This window comes from Peribacillus sp. V2I11, assembly GCF_030817135.1.
In the GTDB taxonomy this organism is placed as follows: domain Bacteria; phylum Bacillota; class Bacilli; order Bacillales; family DSM-1321; genus Peribacillus; species Peribacillus simplex.
Window position 1 is genome coordinate 2,833,732 of record NZ_JAUSYW010000001.1, and the last position, 18,184, is coordinate 2,851,915.

The following is an 18,184-nucleotide window of genomic DNA, read 5'->3' on the forward strand; positions in this document are numbered from 1 at the left end:
CACCTTTTTTACATTGTTTTTTTGCTCTATACTCGTAGTTTGTGCAGTTTACTCGTGAGTTTGCGCAGTTAACTCGTGAGTTTACGCAGTTTACTCGTGAATTTACACGGTTAACTCATAGTTTGTGCAGTTAACTCGTGAGTTTGCAATTTACTCGTGAGTTTGTGCAATTTACTCGTAAATTTCAGCGATTTACTCGTGAGTTTGTGCAGTTTACTTGTAAATTTCAGCGATTTACTCGTGAGTTTGCAGTTTACTCGTGAGTTTACGTTGGTGTGGCCACTCCAATAAACTCCTTGATTAAATGATACACTTCTGCCGGTTTCTCCTCTGGAAGAAGGTGCCCGGAATCCTCAATGACAACAAGCTCGGAATTAGGCAGGTCTTCATGGAGCCTTTGGCCAATATTCAATGGCACCACTCTGTCATGCCTTCCCCAAATAAGCAGGCATGGTGTATGAATATCACTAAGGTCCTCCTTCAACAAATCGACTTCCTTATCTCGAAGCATCCTCCCCAATGCCCGGAAAATATCATGCTTCTTTATGAATGGTCCTAGATATCCCTGCCGCATTTCATCATCAATCATGGCCGGGTCATGGACGACATTTTTCAAGTTCTTTTCGATACCTGATTTTTGTAGATACCGTTTTATCCCGAATGAAAAGAAAGGCAGGTAACTGACCATCTTCATTTTTTCCGAATAGCCGGGCTGATAGCCTGAACCGGCAAGAAGAATGGCATGGTCGACAAGATCAGGATATGATTTGATGAGCTGCAGGGAAATCTGCCCGCCCATGGAATGGCCGATGGTACTGAATTTCCTGATGCCTTTTCCCTCTAAGAACATAACGAGGGATTTAGCGATGTTCCGGAATGAATATGTATACCGATAATCTTTTCCGCTTTGCCCGAATGGCGGGAGGTCTATGGAGATCACATTGTATTCCTTGATTAAATAGGGCACTAATTTACGGAAACTGAAGCTCGATGACAAAAATCCATGAAGCAGGACAAGGGTGGGGAGGGAATCATCGATTCGGTCATATTCAAAATAGATTTCCATATTACCCACCCGTTCGACACCTTTGATTGTATCCCTTTCCATAAAAGCTCCTCCTTCGTTATTGGTCAATGATAAAAACCCATGTTACCCTGAATATTCCAAAAAAGGTCCTTTAATACTGTTGCATAACAGTAATTGTAATAATAACGAGGAAAAAAGACAATTACTATAACAGGTCACCAACCAATTTTGATATAATAGTGTAAGTTTATCCTGACAGAATAGGACTTATTAAATTATATTGTCATATAGGTTTTTTTAAAAAGTCTAATAAGGTAATTCGTGAGACTATCTGCCAGCCAAACCATCACATCTAAATTAGTGAATTCCAAAAGGGGGGTTTTCCAATGCACTTGAATGAAGAGGAATTGGAAGTCTTGAGAATCATTGAAAATAACAGCCGGATTGATCTGAAGGATTTGGCTAAAATGACCGATCAATCAGAATCGGACATTGAAATAACATTGAAGAAATTAGAAGATATGCGGGTTATTGTACGTTACTTAACAGTCATTAACTGGGCAAAAGTGGATGAATACCATGGTGTCACAGCGATGATCGATGTAAAAGTCACTCCAAAACGTGGCGTCGGTTTCGATGAGGTCGCAAAAAGGATTTACAAATTCAAAGAAGTCGAGTCCGTTTATTTAATGTCTGGGGCCTATGATCTTTCAGTCATTGTCGAAGGACGTTCGATGAACGAAGTGGCAAGCTTTGTTTCGGAAAAGCTTTCGACACTGGATTCCGTCATTTCTACGACGACGCACTTCATTATGAAAAAATACAAGCATGATGGCACCATTTTTGATCAAACTGAAGAAGATAAGCGGATAGTGGTGTCACCATGATTAAAACGAGTTATGTTTCAAAAACGATTGCAGAGCTTAAACCATCAGGCATCCGCCGCTTTTTCGACTTGGCAGCAAATTTGGAAGGGGTCGTCTCTCTTGGTGTGGGTGAACCGGATTTCGTTACATCTTGGGCAGTAAGGGAAGCGGCGATCAACTCCTTGGAGGAAGGGTATACCTCATATACGGCCAATGCCGGATTATATGAATTGAGGGCGGAAATCAGCGGGTATATGGAGAAGCAGTTCCATGTTTCGTATAGACCAGAGGATCAAATCATTGTCACGGTCGGAGCAAGCCAGGCCCTTGATATTGCACTTAGGACCATCTTGAATCCAGGTGAGGAAGTCATTGTCGTCGAACCTTGTTTCGTCGCCTATGCACCGCTTGTGACCATGGCAGGGGGAATACCGGTCACGGTCCAAACATCCAAGGAAAATGACTTTAAGTTGACTCCCCAACAGCTTGAAGCGGCGATCACGCCTAAAACGAAGGCCGTTTTAATCTGTTCACCGAATAACCCGACGGGAACACAGCTTGGGCATGAAGAATTAGTGATGCTTGCTGACATCGTTAAAAAGCATGACTTGCTGGTGATTTCCGATGAAATCTATGCCGAACTTGCTTATGATGAACAATTCACTTCTTTTGCTGCCATTGACGGTATGCTTGAGCGGACAATTGTCATCAATGGGTTTTCGAAAGGGTTTGCGATGACTGGATGGCGTCTTGGGTTCGTTTGTGCACCCAAGGAAATTTCCGAAGCGATGCTTAAGCTTCATCAATATGCGATGATGTGTGCGCCGACCGTTGCGCAGCATGCTGCATTGGAAGCTTTAAAGCACGGTATGCAGGATGTGGAAGAAATGCGTCGGAGTTATCGGAGAAGGCGAAATTATATCGTGAAATCATTTAATGAGATGGGTCTTGATTGCCATAATCCTGGCGGGGCTTTTTATGCTTTTCCTTCAATCGAGAAAACGGGGATGACTTCATTGGAATTTGCTGAAAAACTTCTGACGGAAGAACTTGTAGCCGTTGTACCGGGTGATGTGTTCGGGGAAAGCGGTGAAGGTCATATCCGATGTTCCTATGCATCCTCCATGGAACAGCTTCAAGAAGCGCTTAGAAGGATGGAACGTTTCATGAAAAATCATTGCCAATAAAAGCAAAAAAATAGGGATCCGGCCGTTTAAGCAGCCGGATCCCTTTCCATAGGGGGAATTAGAAAAAAGAGTTAATCTAATGGATTAACATAGAAAGTGTTAATCATAGTATATCCAGTACCCTGAAAAAAAATACATATACTAAGACCCATTTTTTGAATTAAGCTTGTGTATTATATAAAGTATGCATAACATTCAGAATTTGTTCTTCGCTAAAGTCCTTAGCTGTTCTTAAAATGAGCTCCGCTTTTTTGGTTCCGATTTCTTCAATCAGTTTTTTTATGTTCTCGTCGATACCAGCGGCGTTCCCAGTTTGGGCATCCTTCAGGAATTCTGAAGCTGGAATGTCAAGAACGGTGGAAAGCCGTAAAATGGTTTGTGTATCAGGAACCGATTCACCCGATTCATACTTTTCAATTTTCTTTGTGCCGATTCGTAATTTCAAAGCCAGTTCCTGTTGAGTGAGGTTGTGATCTTCTCGGTATTGCCGGATATTCTTCGCGATATTTGACATAGTCAGACACTCCTTTTTCAGGAAATATATTTTCTTTATGTAATTATTTTACCATATTATTACTTGAGTGAAGTAACGGAATATGTAGGTTTTGTGAAAAAAATGCCGCATCGACAAATATCGAAACGGCATGTTGAATGTTAAATGAGATTAGTTGACTTAAGGAATACGAGTATGATCATGATCGGCACGATGTAGCGAATCAGGAAGTACCAAAGTTTAAAAAGTGATTGGCCGGAATCAGCGCCAGATTCGAACTCCTTTTGTACCTCGATCCTTTTCATTTGATAGCCGATGAAAAGGGATATGAACAAGGCGCCGACTGGCAGCGCGATATTGCTTGTCAGATAATCAGCGAAATCGAATATGGATAAATTGAAAATCTTCACATCCGAAAGCACCCCAAAGGATAATGCGCTTGGAATCCCAATCAGGAAAACGGTGATCCCAGCTATCCAGGAAGCCTTCTTCCGCTTTGCAGAATCACCCTTGATCATGGCCGCAACGACGATTTCGAGAATGGAGAATGCCGTCGTAAGGGTGGCAAATAATAATAATATGAAGAAAATGAACATGAAGATCCCGCCAAGCGCCATTTCATTGAAGACGGCAGGCAACACGACAAATACTAGTCCAGGCCCGCTTGAAGGGCTGAAACCCAGTGCGAAAACAGCCGGGAAGATGACCAAACCTGCCAGCAAGGAAATGAAGATATTCAGTCCAACTACCGAAAAGGCCGATTTTGTAATATCTTCTTTTTTACTTAAATAGGATGCGTAGGTTACCATCACGGAAACACCGACACTTAGCGCAAAGAAGGATTGGCCCAGTGCCAGTAGGATCGTTTCCCCTGTTAATGCCGAAAAGTCCGGCTTCAAGAAGAATTTAACTCCCTCGATTGCTCCATCCAAAGTCAAGGAACGGATAAGAAGAATGATGAAAAGAATGAACAAGGAAGGCATCATATATTTATTCGCCTTTTCAATTCCCTTGGAAACGCCGCCTTGCACGACCCAAATGGTAAAGACCATGAATAATAACTGAGCGATAACCGTTTCATAAGGATTACTGATTATCGTATTGAAGAAGTTCCCATATTCTTCTTGAGTCAAGTTTGAGAGGGAACCCGTAAAGCTTCTTGCTAAATAAGAGATGATCCAGCCTCCAACTACACTGAAGAAGGAAAGCAGAATGATGGAAGCGACGACACCGCCATATCCAATCAATGCCCAAGGCTTTCCCGGGGCGATATGTTTATATGCGCTAATGGCATCTTTCTGTGAATTGCGGCCAATCGTGAATTCCGCTATTAATATCGGTGCACCGATAAGCAGGGTGAATAAAATGAAGAGCAGGAAAAAGACCCCTCCGCCATTTTCCCCAGTCATATATGGGAGCTTCCAGATGGCCCCCAATCCAATAGCGGATCCCGCGGCTGCCAGGATGAACCCAAGTTTTGAAGTCCATTGTTCTTGTTTTGACATGATGGTAAAACTCCTTTAGATGTAAAGAATATCTAGCTGTATATTACTTTTGTTAAAACATTTTCTCATCTTACTATGATTATGAGTGATTGGATAGTGTTTTAATATTACAATCTTTAGAAAAATGAGTAAATATCTTAAGGGGAATAGAGTTTATTTGCAAGTTTTTAGGATAAGTTATTAATAAAGATCTTATAATATTTATTATTTCCAAAAAACGAACATTTTTAATGAGTAAAATCCCAAAAAGTATGGTATACTTAACTTTGATTATTTTCCAATTATGTGATATAATTTTTTATTGCGTGAAAAGACGAAAAAATATATATAAAATAGGAGTGTTACCATGTCTGAAAAATTCGAAATTGGTGCGGTAGTTGCTGGTAAAGTAACTGGTATTCAACCATACGGTGCATTTGTTGCTCTAGATGATTCAACTCAAGGTTTAGTTCATATTTCTGAAATTACTCACGGCTTCGTTAAAGATATCAACGAACATTTAAAAGTGGGCGATGAAGTGAAAGTTAAAGTGCTTTCCATCGATTCAGCTGCTGGAAAAATCGGCTTATCGATCCGCGCTACAGAAGAAGCTCCTGAGCGTACTGAAGCTCCGAAAAAAGCTCCGAAAAAACGCCAAGCATCTGTTAAAGCGACATCTCACATCGAATCTACTGAAGGTTTCAACACATTGAAAGACAAACTTCAAGAGTGGATTGAACAATCTCAACGCGAAGACTTAATCAAAAAATAATTTTGGAAACCGGCAGATCCTTCGATCAGCCGGTTTTTTTTGTTCGGGGGCATATGAATGAAATAAAGCCGGGGCATGTTTTTATCCATGGTCCGGCTTTATTTTATGGAACATAAACAATGTCCATGGTCATGGCATCAACGAGTCGGTTTCGTTTCAGGCTCTCTGGAAATTTCAGGACTTGGTTTAAAGAGAAGACCAAGATTAATGAGACCGGCAATTCCAACCAATCCATAAACGATACGGGCAAATCCAGCATCTTGCCCTCCGAAAATCGAAGCGACCAAGTCAAATTGGAAAAAACCTATTAAACCCCAGTTGATTGCCCCGATTATTGTAAGAACAAGTGCAGTTCTTTGTATTCCACTCATTGTGCAGCCTCCTTTTTTTGAAAAAATCAGTTCTTTACTTAGCATGCTTTTTCAACATGTAAATATACATCACTACAAAAGTTCCGGGCGGATACTTTGTATTTAAATGGAACATTGGTCATAATGAGTAAAAGAAAAACTTAGCCATTGGCTCTGTGGACAATTCTAAAAACGGAGTCAATGTGGCATTAAAGGAGAGATATCCATTGGAGAATTTCACTTATAAAAATCCTACTAAAGTAATTTTCGGGAAAAATCAGCTTGAAAGCTTAAAAACTGAAATTCCTGCATATGGCGATAAAGTTTTACTTGTATACGGTGGAGGAAGCATAAAGAAAAATGGCTTATATGAAAAAGTGGTCAATGCCTTGAGCAAAATCGATGCAGATGTGCATGAACTTTCCGGAGTTGAACCGAATCCTCGCATCTCAACAGTCCGAAAAGGTGTTGATCTTTGTAAAGAACATGGTATCGACTTTGTCCTTGCTGTTGGAGGAGGAAGCGTTATAGACGCTACAAAGGCCATCGTTGCTGGTGCTAAATATGAGGGGGATCCATGGGATCTTGTCATTAAGAAGGCACCGGTCGAAGAGGCCCTTCCATTTGGAACGGTGCTGACTTTAGCTGCAACCGGCTCTGAGGCGAATTCCGGATCTGTCATAACAAATTGGGAAACGAAAGAGAAATATGGATGGGGAAGTCCATTGGTATTTCCGCAATTCTCCATTTTGGATCCTGAAAATACTTTTTCAGTACCAAAAAATCAAACAGTATACGGAATGGTCGATATGATGTCACATGTGTTCGAAACGTACTTCCATCCGGAAACGCATGCGCCGCTTCAAGACCGTTTTTGTGAATCGCTGTTATTGACGGTGATTGAAACGGCACCTAAACTATTGGAAAATCTGGAGGATTATGAGCACCGGGCTACTATCCTGTATGCCGGAAACCTAGCCTTGAATGGGTCGCTTGGGGTCGGTTACAGCGGTGATTGGGCTACGCATAACATTGAACATGCCGTTTCAGCTGTTTATGACATCCCGCATGCAGGAGGATTGGCCATCTTATTCCCGAATTGGATGAAGCATGTGCTTCATGAAAATGTCGCGCGCTTTAAACAAGTTGCAGTCCGTGTATTCCATGTGGACCCGGAAGGTAAAACGGATGAGGAAGCGGCCCTTGAAGGCATTGAAAGACTTAGGTCATTTTGGAGCAGCATGGGGGCGCCGACCAATCTTTCGGATTATGGCATCGATGACTCACAATTGGAAGTCATGGCTGATAAAGCGATGAGCAGAGGGGAATTTGGACGGTTCAAAGTCCTTAACCGGGAAGATGTCATTGCCATTTTACGGGCTTCATTATAAACAAGTGATATGATCCGGTCTCCCACCTTGTCAGGTGGGAGGTTACTTTGCACGCGTAATTCATTATTTACTTGATCGATTTCTTGATTATGAGTATTACATCAGATAAAGTGAAAGGGAAACTAAAGAATTCAAGGAGGAATTTGAATGGCCCATATTCGTTTCGATTATTCAAAAGCCCTGCCGTTTTTCGGGGAGCATGAGATTACCTATTTACAGGATGCTGTAAAAGTGGCACACCATTCCCTGCATGAGCAGACAGGGGCAGGCAATGAATATCTTGGCTGGCTTGATTTGCCGGCCAATTATGATAAAGAAGAGTTCTCAAGAATCAAAAAAGCTGCCGCAAAAATAAAAGAAGATTCAGAAGTGTTGCTGGTTATCGGAATCGGTGGATCATATCTGGGGGCACGATCAGCAGTTGAGATGCTTCAACATAGTTTTTATAACATTTTACCGTCGGATAAAAGAAATGCACCGCAAATTTTATTTGTGGGTAATAATATAAGCTCTACATATATGCAGGATGTAATGGACTTATTGGAAAATAGGGATTTCTCGATCAATGTAATCTCTAAATCCGGTACGACCACGGAGCCTGCACTGGCCTTCAGGATTTTCAGGAAACTGCTGGAACAAAAATACGGCGTTGAAGAAGCCAAGGGCCGCATTTATGCCACCACTGATAAAGAGAAGGGCGCATTAAAAACGGTGGCAACGGAGGAAGGTTTCCAAACTTTCGTCATTCCTGATGATGTTGGCGGACGTTACTCGGTCTTAACGGCTGTAGGGCTGCTTCCGATTGCGGTCAGCGGGGCGGATATCGATCAAATTATGGAGGGAGCCGAGCGTGCCAGGGTTGACTTCAGTTCTTCCGAACTAGGTGAGAATCAGGCATACCAATATGCGGCGGTTCGGAATATCCTTTACAATAAAGGGAAAACGATTGAAATGCTGATAAACTATGAGCCAGGGCTTCAATACTTCTCTGAGTGGTGGAAACAATTATTTGGAGAAAGTGAAGGAAAGGATCAAAAGGGGATATTCCCTTCATCGGCTAACTTCTCGACTGACCTGCATTCATTAGGGCAGTATGTTCAGGAAGGGCGGCGTGATCTTTTTGAAACAGTCATCAAAGTGGAAAAGGCCCGTCATGAAATCTTGATTGAAGAAGCGGCCAATGACTTGGATGGCCTGAATTACCTATCAGGTGAAACGGTGCAATTCGTGAATAATAAAGCATTTGAAGGTACGCTGTTAGCCCATACGGACGGTGGCGTTCCCAACTTGATCGTAACGGTTCCTCAGCTCGACGCTTATACTTTTGGCTACCTTGTATATTTCTTCGAGAAAGCTTGTGCAATGAGCGGATACTTACTGGGTGTAAATCCATTTGATCAGCCTGGAGTGGAAGCCTATAAGGTGAACATGTTTGCTCTTTTAGGCAAGCCGGGTTATGAAAAGAAAAAAGCGGAGCTCGAACAGCGCTTATAATATAAAAGGCATCAAGCCGGAATAACATCCTGCTTGATGCCTTTTTTTGTTGAAAGCTAAAGCAGTGCCATCAAGGAAGCGACGAAGAGAGAGAAAAGCGCAAGGGAAGCTTGGAAGCCAATTTCCTTTAGCAAATTGAGGGAACAATAGAAGCATTCCAGGTTTTTTTTAGGGCACTTTGGTTAAGCTAATAGAAAATTAGCGAAAGAGGTTTTATACAATGATTAAAATTTCTTCTCAGTTGGAAGGGAAAACATTCGGTTTGTTCGATCTGGAGACGAAGTTAAAACCGGAAGGATATGTGATAGGCGGAGGATGGGATTATGACCACGGGTCTTTTGATTATAAGATTGATGACAGTGATGGCTACCAGTTCTTGCGAGTCCCTTTCAAGGCTGTTGATGGTTCACTCGATAAGGATGGGGTAAGGGTCGAACTTTTACAACCGTTTTTGTTATCTCATAAGTACGAGGACGGGATGGATGATGAAGGAAATATCGGAAACCTCTCCGCTTCCTTCAATCAGTTTGCTGAGCCTGAAAATCCGGATGCCGAATTTCCGGAAAACTATATCTCATTTGGAAAAACGCTTGTCCGTGATTTGGAAAAGCTTTTATTACATTAATCTTCAATGATGAGCAAGGTGTCATCACGATGTATGATTATATCTCCAGGGGGCTTGATTAATGTCTTGCCTCCTGAAATGATGCCGACCAATAAAATGTCTTGATCGAATAGCTTAACGTTCAACTGTTTAAACGTCAATTCAACCCAGTCATCCTGGATGGGCAGCTGCTTGATGTTTAATCCATCCAACTCTTTTCGCTCTTCAGCTTCCGCAAGTATCCCCTTCGATAAGCAATCCTGCATATATTCACTCGCGAATTTATTCGTTTCCACGATACCGTCCGCTCCAGCCCGTAAAGCATTTTCCTTTTGTTCATGCGTTAATATTTCCACAAGACAATATACATGAGGATTCAGCCCTTTGACAGCCAGTAACGTTAATATCGAGAACATATCCGTTTGCAGCTCGTCTTGCTTAAGGTCAGCCGTGATTAGGACGCGTATGGCTTGTTTTACATTCGCTTTCTGCAAAACGGAATCCAATGTAGCTTTTCCTTGGACAAAGTGGATATTCGTTCTTGGAAGCGGGTGCTTTTGCAGCGTATCATCTATAAGGACAATGGATTGATGATGTTTACGATCATGAATGTTTTGGATGATTCTCTGGGAACGGCCATTCCAGCCTACAATGATAATATGACCGCCGCCGCCGAATACTTTCTTTCCTGTTAGAAATTGCTGCTCATTGGAAATGGAGATTTTTGCAATGTACGCAAAATAAGAGGTAATCAGGCCGGCGCCTGACAAAATGAGGACCATCCCAATGACTTTTCCAAGATTTGTCACGGGAGTGAAATCTCCGTAACCCACCGTTGACATAGTCACGATTGCCCACCAGATGCCATCCAGTAAAGTAGGGAATCTCTTCGGTTCCACAAAGTGTATCAAGACCCCGAATGAAAGTAAAAATAATGCGATGGTAGAAAGCAATCTGATGAAACGCGGAAATCTGGGAACGATGCTGGTGTATGGACCGATTCGAATCATGTTTTTCACGCCCCTTAAGCTGTTCCTTTTAGTATGCTCAAAAAAGGCTTGGCTCATAAGGGTGCGATCAGACAAACTTTGAATTATGAATATTGGAAAGTTGCCATTCAATTTCGGGTAAATGATAAAAGCCCTCCGGATGATGTCGGAAGGCTTTTATGGTTGAGTCACGTATCCTGAACTGGACTTCATGCTCGATGATTGATTATATGCCCGTTTGCGTTTCGGTATTCCTTTATCTTTTCTTAGACCCTTCTCCGTACGTTAAAGTTATCACTGATGAGCAGCCAGTTTTGAGGGAAGGCTAAGCCGAGCTTCCAATAACTCATACCCCTAAGATTCAGTTCTTTGATTAAATCGAATTTTGCCTGAATGGATCTGGCATCTTCAAACCACACCTCATGCTGCCTATCCTCTATATCGGTATAGTTGAAGTGCGGGGCCTGTGCGGTTTCATCATACTCGATGGCAACATTATTGGCCGCCGCAATCTGGATGGCCTGCTGCGGACTCACCGCCCTGGCAGTGGATCCCTGTACAAAAGGCAGGGTCCAGTCATAGCCATATAGATTCTGTCCCATAAGGATCTTGTTGGAGGGAATATCTGTGACGGCATATTCGAGAACTTCCCGAACAGGTCCAATAGGAGACACAGCCATTGCCGGTCCTCCGCTATATCCCCATTCATAAGTCATGATGATAACGAAGTCGACGATTTCACCATGTGCTTTATAGTCATGTGCCTCATACCAACGGCCTTTTTGCTCAGCACTTGTTTTAGGGGCAAGTGCCGTGGAAATGAACCATCCTTCTTTCTTGAATCGTTCCTTGGCTTTTCGGAGAAATTGATTATACGCTTCTTTATCGGCCGGCCTTAAAAACTCAAAGTCAAAGTGGATATCCCGGAATCCATATTTCTTTGCCGTTGTAACGATATTGTTCAGGAACTTATTCTGAACGGAAGTATTCGTTAAGATGATTTGCCCAAGCTCATCGCTGAATTGGTCATTTTCCTGATTCGTGATCACCATCATCAGGACATTTTTATTTTCTCTGGCGATGGCAGGAAATTCATTGAGCAAAGGCTCTTTTAAGGAGCCGTCACGAAGCGCCTGAAAGCTGAATGGGGCTAAATAGGTTAAATAGGGCGCAGCTTCCCTGGCAGCCGTTTCAAGGGCCGGTGCAACCGATGTACCCCGCGGCTCGACATAACCGTTGAATTCGGCGGTCCTTTTCTTTCGTGCCGGAATATAGAGCCGGTATCCAACGGATAGGATTTGATTTTCGGAAATGCCATTTATATTTGCCAATTCTTGAACAGGGACATCAACCCTTTGGGAAATGGAATAAAGACTATCACCCGGTTGAACGAAATAATAACTGCCGACGATTGGAATGACAAGGGCCTGCCCCGAAACAAGGTTATTTGGGTTAGGGATCTTATTTGTTTCCACGAGCCTGTCAACGGTTACGCTGTACGTCTGGGCGATGCCATATAACGTCTGGCCTGGCCTAACCACATGAATTTGCAATTCTTTTCCCTCCTACTGAAAGTTTCCTAACAGTTTATGAGCATAAAAAGAAATTCATGATAAAGAGCTTGGGATTGAGAGTACCACAAACAAAAAAATTCAATAAATTGGCAATAATAATTAAAGCCTAAAATGCTAATTAATATTAGTAGGAGGTGAAAACACATGGCAAACAACAATAACAGCAATCAACTTTTAGTATCTGGTGCAGAACAAGCTCTACAACAAATGAAGAATGAAATCGCTAGTGAATTTGGTGTAAACCTAGGTGCTGACACTACTTCTCGCGCTAACGGATCTGTTGGTGGGGAAATCACAAAACGTTTGGTTCAAATGGCTGAACAACAATTAGGCGGTTCAAACTTTTCTCGTTAATTAATTGAATAAATATGGATTAGAAAGAGAAGGAGTATCGCTCCTTCTCTTTCGCATTGTTCAGCCATGTGACTGCCAAGCTTTTAAAACCTTGATTGCCTTTTCAGGGAAATCGGTCATGATGACGTCGACCCCCAACTCTGCCAGCTTGACGATGTCGGCTTCATCATTGGCGACCCAAGGCCGGATATTATATCCAAGTTTTTTCGCTTTTTCACTAACTGCTGGAGTCAGGCTGTTTTTATCTGGATGGAAACCCGATTCTTTTTTATCACGTAAAATTTCTTCGAAGTTTTCAGGAAGCCCCTCGAACAATAAGGCACGTTCAAGGTCTGGGGCAAGCATCTTCACTTTTTCAATGGATTGATGGTTGAAGGAAGAGAGGATCACCCGATTTTCCATTTGATATTGACGAATTAAATCAATGATCTTCTGTTCAATTCCTTCATAAGCGAGTTTATCCGTCTTGATTTCGACATTCATCAATAAAGCATTTCCCTTAGCCCAGTCGAAAACGTCCATTAAAAAAGGAATCCGCTCCCCAAGGAATTCACTGGAAAATTTGCTCCCGGCATCAGCCGTTTTCAACCTTTGTGCCGAGTGATCTTTTACATAACCAGTAAGGGTGGTCGTTCGATCAAGTGTTTCGTCATGGATGATGACCAATTCCCCATCAGAACTGAGATGGACATCGAACTCGATCCCCTCGGCCCCGATTTCGGCCGCCTTTTGAAATGCTGCCATGGTATTTTCAGGATGTGTCCCCTTGGACCCTCTATGGGCGAAAATCATTATGTTTTGCAAAATCATCACTTCCCCTTTAAACTTTATCTTGAACCCTATCATACATGTACGCTTGAATTGTTTCAGCAATGTTTAATAGACAATATTTTAAACAACGAGTAAAATACATATGGTATTTCCATAAATAGGTGTTCGAATTATGAGGTGAATAAAATGAATATGTGGGAAATTTTTGTTGCAGTTATGCTTGGTCTTGTAGAAGGATTAACGGAATTTGCTCCTGTATCGTCTACAGGGCATATGATTATCGTTGATGATTTATGGCTAAATTCGAAAGAACTTTTCGGGAGTGAAGTGGCCAATGCCTTTAAGGTGGTCATCCAGCTTGGTTCGATACTCGCCGTTGTCGTGCTCTTCTGGGGACGATTCATGGACTTGCTTGGTTTAAGGAAGCTGAAAGGCACATCCGCTGTGAACGGCCCAAAGCTTAACCTATTGCAGGTTATCGTCGGATTGTTGCCGGCGGGCGTTTTAGGTCTATTATTCGAAGATTATATTGATGATTATTTATTTACGATGAAGACGGTTATCGTCGGATTGTTCTTGGGCGCGTTTTTGATGATTGCTGCGGATAAATTCCGTCCAAAGCTGACTGCAGAGACGGTTGACCAAATCACTTATAAACAAGCCTTCGGTGTAGGGTTAATTCAATGTTTGTCACTATGGCCGGGATTCTCGCGTTCAGGCTCGACCATTTCCGGTGGAGTGCTTTTGGGTATGAGCTACCGGGCGGCTTCCGATTTCACGTTCATCATGGCCGTGCCGATCATGGCTGGTGCCAGTTTGTTGAAAATCGTGAAATACTGGGAAAGCTTCACACCTGAAGTTCTGCCGTTCTTTATTGCAGGTTTCATCAGTGCATTTATCTTTGCGTTATTCTGTATCCGCTTCTTCTTGATTTTAATCAATAAAGTTAAATTGACTCCTTTTGCCATTTACCGGATCGTCTTAGCGGTTGTGCTTCTATTCATTATTTGGTAATACGAAATGAAGCTTGAAAGAGGAGAGGAATCACCCCGTTGATTAGGGGTGGTTTTTTTTGTCTGAAAAAAAAGCTGAAATCCCAGAAAATTAATAACGAATGATAAATAGGTTTTGTGGTTTTTAATTCGTAATTATCGAGTGAATTATCAATAAATCTTTCTTTGGTAAAAAAACATTCGGTTTTTAGTGTGGTTTCAGACATAATCAGTAAAAAAAATATAAATATAATAAAGCCCACTGAGCGTAGTGATACCAACGCGTTTGGGTATTTTTATAATATTCTAATGATTACATAAACTATTCTAGTATAATTTATATGATATAATTTTAGTATAAATAAAATACATGTGTACACCTGAGGAGGACAGCATGGGGAATGACCAATTGAAGAAAACGGTTGGCTTTTGGGTTGGAACATCTATTGTAGTTGGTACAGTTATCGGTTCTGGTATTTTCATGAGACCTGGTGACGTGCTTGAATTAAGCGGGAATTCAACCAATGCCTTGTTAGCTTGGCTGATAGGTGGTCTGATTACCCTTGCAAGCGGATTGACGATTGCGGAAGTGAGTACACGGATTCCTAAAACGGGAGGCTTATATGTCTATATGGAAGAAGTGTACGGAAAAGCATGGGGATTCCTATGCGGCTGGGTTCAGACATTGGTATATGGGCCTGCAGTCATGGGCGCACTCAGTTTATACTTCGGGTTATTAGTTGCAGGAATATTTAATATCGCTTCAGGTTACACTTTGGCGATAGGGATTGTTACGATCGTATTTATAGCAGGCATGAACCTTCTGGGGACAAAATACGGCGGTATCATCCAAACCTTATCGACCGTTGCCAAATTGATCCCCATCATTTTCATAGCGGTGTTCGGTATCGCACAAGGTGATATGCCTGTATTCAATATCAATAGTGAAAGTTCAATGAAAATCAGTATGGCCGGTGCGATTTTGGCTACGCTCTGGGCGTATGATGGCTGGATGAATGTCGGCTTCATGGCAGGGGAAATGAAAAACCCGCAGAAAACGTTGCCGCGGGCAATCATAACGGGATTAGTCGTGGTCATGGTCGCTTACTTGGCTGTGAACCTTGCCATGCTTCATGTATTGGGGGCGGAGGGAGTCATAACCCATGGTACGAATGCAGCGAATGTTGCGGCAACGATGCTATTCGGTGAATTGGGCGGGAAATTGATATCAATCGGAATAGCGATTTCAATCTTCGGTTGCTTGAACGGAAAGCTTTTGACCTTTCCGCGCATTACCTTGGCGATGGCGACTGATAAAATGATGCCAGGCCATAAACAAATCGGGAAAATATCGCCTAAGTTTAAAACACCAATAAATGCGACGGTATTGCAAGTGATCATTGCAATCATCATGATGGTTGCAACAGACCCTGACAAACTTACCAATATGGCTGTATTCTCTGTCTTCTGTTTTTATGGATTAGCCTTCTATGCGGTCTTCATCTTACGCAGAAAAGATCCGGATGCGAAAACTTATAAAGTGCCGTTTTACCCAATCATCCCCATCGTGGCGATTGCTGGTGCAATTTATATTGTTTTAAGCACATTAATCCAAACACCTTTAAATGCCCTGTACTCTGTGATCATCCTCATTATAGGTATGCCAGTGTACTGGCTGCTTAAAAAAAGTGAGCGGGATGATAAACGTTCATATTAATGGAAAACCCTTCACTGCATGCAGTGAAGGGTTTTTAATATAAATGGCTGGAACAAAATTCATCTTTGGACAAAAGTGGCGAAATAGACAACTCGTGAAGTTCGTATTAACATAGGAGGAAAGTTAAATAGTGAAGGGTCTGAACAAAAGTGAATTATATCGAGCCTGCTGGTAAATCATTCAGGAAAACAATCTTGGCTTTATTTCTTGGTAGCTTCGTAACGTTTGCGGATCTGTATAGTACCCAGCCGGTCATTCCGGTTTTCGCAAAGCAATTCGGAGTCTCTCCTGCAATGGCAAGTCTTACATTATCTTTCGCAACTGGAACGCTTGCCATCTGTTTATTGCTTGTTTCCTTTTTCTCAGAAAATATCGATAGGAAAAAAATAATGGGGACGGCGCTCACTCTGTCCGCATTGTTATCCATATGTGTCAGCTTCATCCAGGATGATTTATACATCCTTATCGCAATACGGGCAATTCAAGGAGCGGTGCTTGCAGGTTTCCCGGCAATTGCGATGGCTTATATCAATGAAGAATTTCATCCGAAAAGCCTGGGCTATGTGATGGGGATCTATGTGAGTGGTTCGAGTATCGGTGGATTGGCCGGCAGGCTGATTGTCGGTGTGCTTACCGACCATTTCTCATGGAACATAGCGATTGGAAGCCTTGGGGCTTTAAGTTTGATCATCAGTCTGGCTTTTTGGTGGATGCTTCCGGCTTCACAGCATACCGTCCGCGTAGGAGTCTCATTGTCGAGAATCAAAACCTCCCTTATCAATAACTTAAGGAATGGCAGACTAGTACTCTTATTTGGTATGGCCTTCCTATTAATGGGCTCGTTTGTTACCGTTTATAACTTTGTGGGTATACCTTTAATGGGACCGCCATATCATTTATCACAAACATTGATCGGCTTCATTTTCATTATTTATCTTGTGGGGACATTTAGTTCTACATGGATGGGGAAGCTTGCCGATCAATTTAGTCGGAGGCTTGTACTTCTTATCGGAATCGCAATCATGCTGATGGGCGCCCTTTTAACCTTAATGGATCCGCTTTTGCTGAAAATAATGGGGCTTGCCTTGTTTACATTTGGCTTCTTTGGAGCCCATTCAATTGCGAGCAGCTGGGTCGGAAGGTTGGCTGATAGGAATGAAAAGGCTCAAGCATCCGCATTATATCTCCTGTTTTACTATGCAGGATCAAGTGTAGTGGGGGCGTCAGGCGGTTTATTCCTAATGAAGTTCGGCTGGGGAGGGGTCATCTCGGCTGTATCCATTCTGATCCTCCTGGCTGCCGCTTGTGCGATGTTGGTTGAAAAAGTGAAAATCGTTAAATAAAATGATCTTTTCTATCATGTTTTTCCGGAATCCTGAATATAATCTAGTGAAAATGGAGATTGAATAATAGATTGATAAGAGAAGAGGGTAATAGATAGAGTGAAACGAAAAGCAGTAATTCTCATTGGGTTAATAGCCGTTTTAATTATATTATTCGTTGTATACTTAACAAGTCCGGGCAGATTGGAAAAGGTGGAGATTGTTGAAAAATACTATCCTCATTTCTCCGATGGCAAGGCAATCGGTTTTAAGACGAACGAAGTCATTGATGTGACGGAAACCGAAGAGGGATCCAATTGCGCAATGAAATTCAACAATGGGAAAACGTTGGAAATTGATTGTGACCGTTATTTAACATACAAAATTGATGAAACAGTCTATATTACTACTGAAGGGAACCATGTGAAGGAAATCCGGAGAAAAAGGTAGTGGCAATCAATATTATTTAATGACGAAAGAGCTGAGGTTGCTTAATGAATAAACTCAGCTCTTTTATTTTATCCATTCAAAAAACCCAGGCCGTTTTGGACTGGTTTTTTTCACTTTTTATCTTTGCTTTTACTTTTATCCTTTTTATTACGCCGAAGTACATCCAAGATTCTGCGGCTGTTATTTTTACTGTTTATGAGTTCGACCAAATCGCTCATGTTTTCAGATTCGAAGTCTTTCTGATCTTTTTTCATGGTAATCCCTCCAAGTCATATATCATAATACCCTTAAATTGAAAAGGGTAAACGTCTATAATCATATTGGTAATAGAAGGATTTTATATCCTT

At 42.0% G+C, this 18,184-nt stretch carries 19 protein-coding genes; 11 read left to right on the forward strand and 8 right to left on the reverse strand.

Annotation, left to right across the window (positions count from 1 at the left end; genetic code table 11):
- Positions 1 to 265: 265 nt before the first annotated feature.
- Complete coding sequence (locus QFZ73_RS13715; RefSeq protein ID WP_307266955.1) at positions 266 to 1,108, reverse strand: alpha/beta fold hydrolase; 843 nt, start codon at positions 1,106 to 1,108, stop codon at positions 266 to 268.
- A 305-nt stretch (positions 1,109 to 1,413) separates the two neighbouring features.
- Between QFZ73_RS13715 and QFZ73_RS13720 the strand changes: the two genes are divergently transcribed.
- Positions 1,414 to 1,914: an Lrp/AsnC family transcriptional regulator gene (locus tag QFZ73_RS13720; RefSeq protein ID WP_251436985.1), complete on the forward strand. Its 501-nt coding sequence runs from the start codon at positions 1,414 to 1,416 to the stop codon at positions 1,912 to 1,914.
- Entirely contained in the window at positions 1,911 to 3,080 is a 1,170-nt protein-coding gene (locus QFZ73_RS13725; protein ID WP_307266959.1) for an aminotransferase, read from the forward strand. Before QFZ73_RS13720 ends, QFZ73_RS13725 begins: the two co-directional genes overlap by 4 nt.
- Before the next feature lie 160 nt (positions 3,081 to 3,240).
- Here QFZ73_RS13725 and QFZ73_RS13730 read toward each other — a convergent pair whose 3' ends face one another.
- Positions 3,241 to 3,594: a helix-turn-helix domain-containing protein gene (locus QFZ73_RS13730; protein WP_251436981.1), complete on the reverse strand. Its 354-nt coding sequence runs from the start codon at positions 3,592 to 3,594 to the stop codon at positions 3,241 to 3,243.
- Between the two features lie 140 nt (positions 3,595 to 3,734).
- On the reverse strand, positions 3,735 to 5,078 hold the full coding sequence (locus tag QFZ73_RS13735; protein ID WP_307266964.1) for a sodium-dependent transporter: 1,344 nt from the start codon (positions 5,076 to 5,078) through the stop codon (positions 3,735 to 3,737).
- 346 nt (positions 5,079 to 5,424) lie between these two features.
- Here QFZ73_RS13735 and yugI point away from each other — a divergent pair, with 346 nt between their 5' ends.
- On the forward strand, positions 5,425 to 5,829 hold the full coding sequence (gene yugI, locus QFZ73_RS13740; protein WP_063234086.1) for a S1 domain-containing post-transcriptional regulator GSP13: 405 nt from the start codon (positions 5,425 to 5,427) through the stop codon (positions 5,827 to 5,829).
- Positions 5,830 to 5,966: 137 nt separating this feature from the next.
- Here the strand turns inward: yugI and QFZ73_RS13745 are convergent, their stop codons facing one another.
- Positions 5,967 to 6,200 (reverse strand): DUF378 domain-containing protein, encoded by a 234-nt coding sequence (locus QFZ73_RS13745; protein ID WP_251436977.1) that lies wholly within the window; start codon positions 6,198 to 6,200, stop codon positions 5,967 to 5,969.
- Positions 6,201 to 6,406: 206 nt separating this feature from the next.
- Between QFZ73_RS13745 and QFZ73_RS13750 the strand changes: the two genes are divergently transcribed.
- The 3 genes from QFZ73_RS13750 to QFZ73_RS13760 all read left to right on the forward strand — a co-directional run bounded on the left by QFZ73_RS13750 (position 6,407) and on the right by QFZ73_RS13760 (position 9,689).
- The gene (locus QFZ73_RS13750) at positions 6,407 to 7,570 is read left to right on the forward strand and encodes an iron-containing alcohol dehydrogenase (RefSeq protein ID WP_307266969.1); all 1,164 of its coding nucleotides are present in this window, start codon (positions 6,407 to 6,409) and stop codon (positions 7,568 to 7,570) included.
- A 147-nt stretch (positions 7,571 to 7,717) separates the two neighbouring features.
- Positions 7,718 to 9,064 carry a glucose-6-phosphate isomerase gene (locus QFZ73_RS13755; protein ID WP_307266972.1) on the forward strand — a complete coding sequence of 449 codons (1,347 nt, stop codon included), beginning with the start codon at positions 7,718 to 7,720 and terminating at the stop codon, positions 9,062 to 9,064.
- A gap of 220 nt (positions 9,065 to 9,284) precedes the next feature.
- On the forward strand, positions 9,285 to 9,689 hold the full coding sequence (locus QFZ73_RS13760; RefSeq protein WP_251436973.1) for a YugN-like family protein: 405 nt from the start codon (positions 9,285 to 9,287) through the stop codon (positions 9,687 to 9,689).
- Here QFZ73_RS13760 and QFZ73_RS13765 read toward each other — a convergent pair.
- Positions 9,686 to 10,678: a potassium channel family protein gene (locus tag QFZ73_RS13765; RefSeq protein ID WP_251436971.1), complete on the reverse strand. Its 993-nt coding sequence runs from the start codon at positions 10,676 to 10,678 to the stop codon at positions 9,686 to 9,688. The genes QFZ73_RS13760 and QFZ73_RS13765 overlap by 4 nt on opposite strands.
- A 245-nt stretch (positions 10,679 to 10,923) precedes the next feature.
- Positions 10,924 to 12,210, reverse strand: a complete 1,287-nt coding sequence (locus tag QFZ73_RS13770) for a glycoside hydrolase family 18 protein (RefSeq protein ID WP_251436969.1) — start codon at positions 12,208 to 12,210, stop codon at positions 10,924 to 10,926.
- 165 nt (positions 12,211 to 12,375) lie between these two features.
- Between QFZ73_RS13770 and QFZ73_RS13775 the strand changes: the two genes are divergently transcribed.
- Positions 12,376 to 12,585 (forward strand): alpha/beta-type small acid-soluble spore protein, encoded by a 210-nt coding sequence (locus QFZ73_RS13775; protein ID WP_034310322.1) that lies wholly within the window; start codon positions 12,376 to 12,378, stop codon positions 12,583 to 12,585.
- 60 nt (positions 12,586 to 12,645) lie between these two features.
- Here QFZ73_RS13775 and QFZ73_RS13780 read toward each other — a convergent pair whose 3' ends face one another.
- Positions 12,646 to 13,389 (reverse strand): glycerophosphodiester phosphodiesterase, encoded by a 744-nt coding sequence (locus tag QFZ73_RS13780; protein WP_251436967.1) that lies wholly within the window; start codon positions 13,387 to 13,389, stop codon positions 12,646 to 12,648.
- A 153-nt stretch (positions 13,390 to 13,542) separates the two neighbouring features.
- Between QFZ73_RS13780 and QFZ73_RS13785 the strand changes: the two genes are divergently transcribed.
- The 4 genes from QFZ73_RS13785 to QFZ73_RS13800 all read left to right on the forward strand — a co-directional run bounded on the left by QFZ73_RS13785 (position 13,543) and on the right by QFZ73_RS13800 (position 17,837).
- Complete coding sequence (locus QFZ73_RS13785) at positions 13,543 to 14,370, forward strand: undecaprenyl-diphosphate phosphatase (protein ID WP_285847398.1); 828 nt, start codon at positions 13,543 to 13,545, stop codon at positions 14,368 to 14,370.
- Between the two features lie 372 nt (positions 14,371 to 14,742).
- Entirely contained in the window at positions 14,743 to 16,065 is a 1,323-nt protein-coding gene (locus tag QFZ73_RS13790) for an APC family permease (protein WP_251436965.1), read from the forward strand.
- A 149-nt stretch (positions 16,066 to 16,214) separates the two neighbouring features.
- Positions 16,215 to 17,408 carry an MFS transporter gene (locus QFZ73_RS13795; RefSeq protein ID WP_251436964.1) on the forward strand — a complete coding sequence of 398 codons (1,194 nt, stop codon included), beginning with the start codon at positions 16,215 to 16,217 and terminating at the stop codon, positions 17,406 to 17,408.
- A gap of 99 nt (positions 17,409 to 17,507) precedes the next feature.
- Entirely contained in the window at positions 17,508 to 17,837 is a 330-nt protein-coding gene (locus tag QFZ73_RS13800) for a hypothetical protein (protein ID WP_251436962.1), read from the forward strand.
- A gap of 110 nt (positions 17,838 to 17,947) precedes the next feature.
- Here the strand turns inward: QFZ73_RS13800 and QFZ73_RS13805 are convergent, their stop codons facing one another.
- Positions 17,948 to 18,091 (reverse strand): hypothetical protein, encoded by a 144-nt coding sequence (locus QFZ73_RS13805; RefSeq protein ID WP_155726480.1) that lies wholly within the window; start codon positions 18,089 to 18,091, stop codon positions 17,948 to 17,950.
- Positions 18,092 to 18,184: the final 93 nt, after the last annotated feature.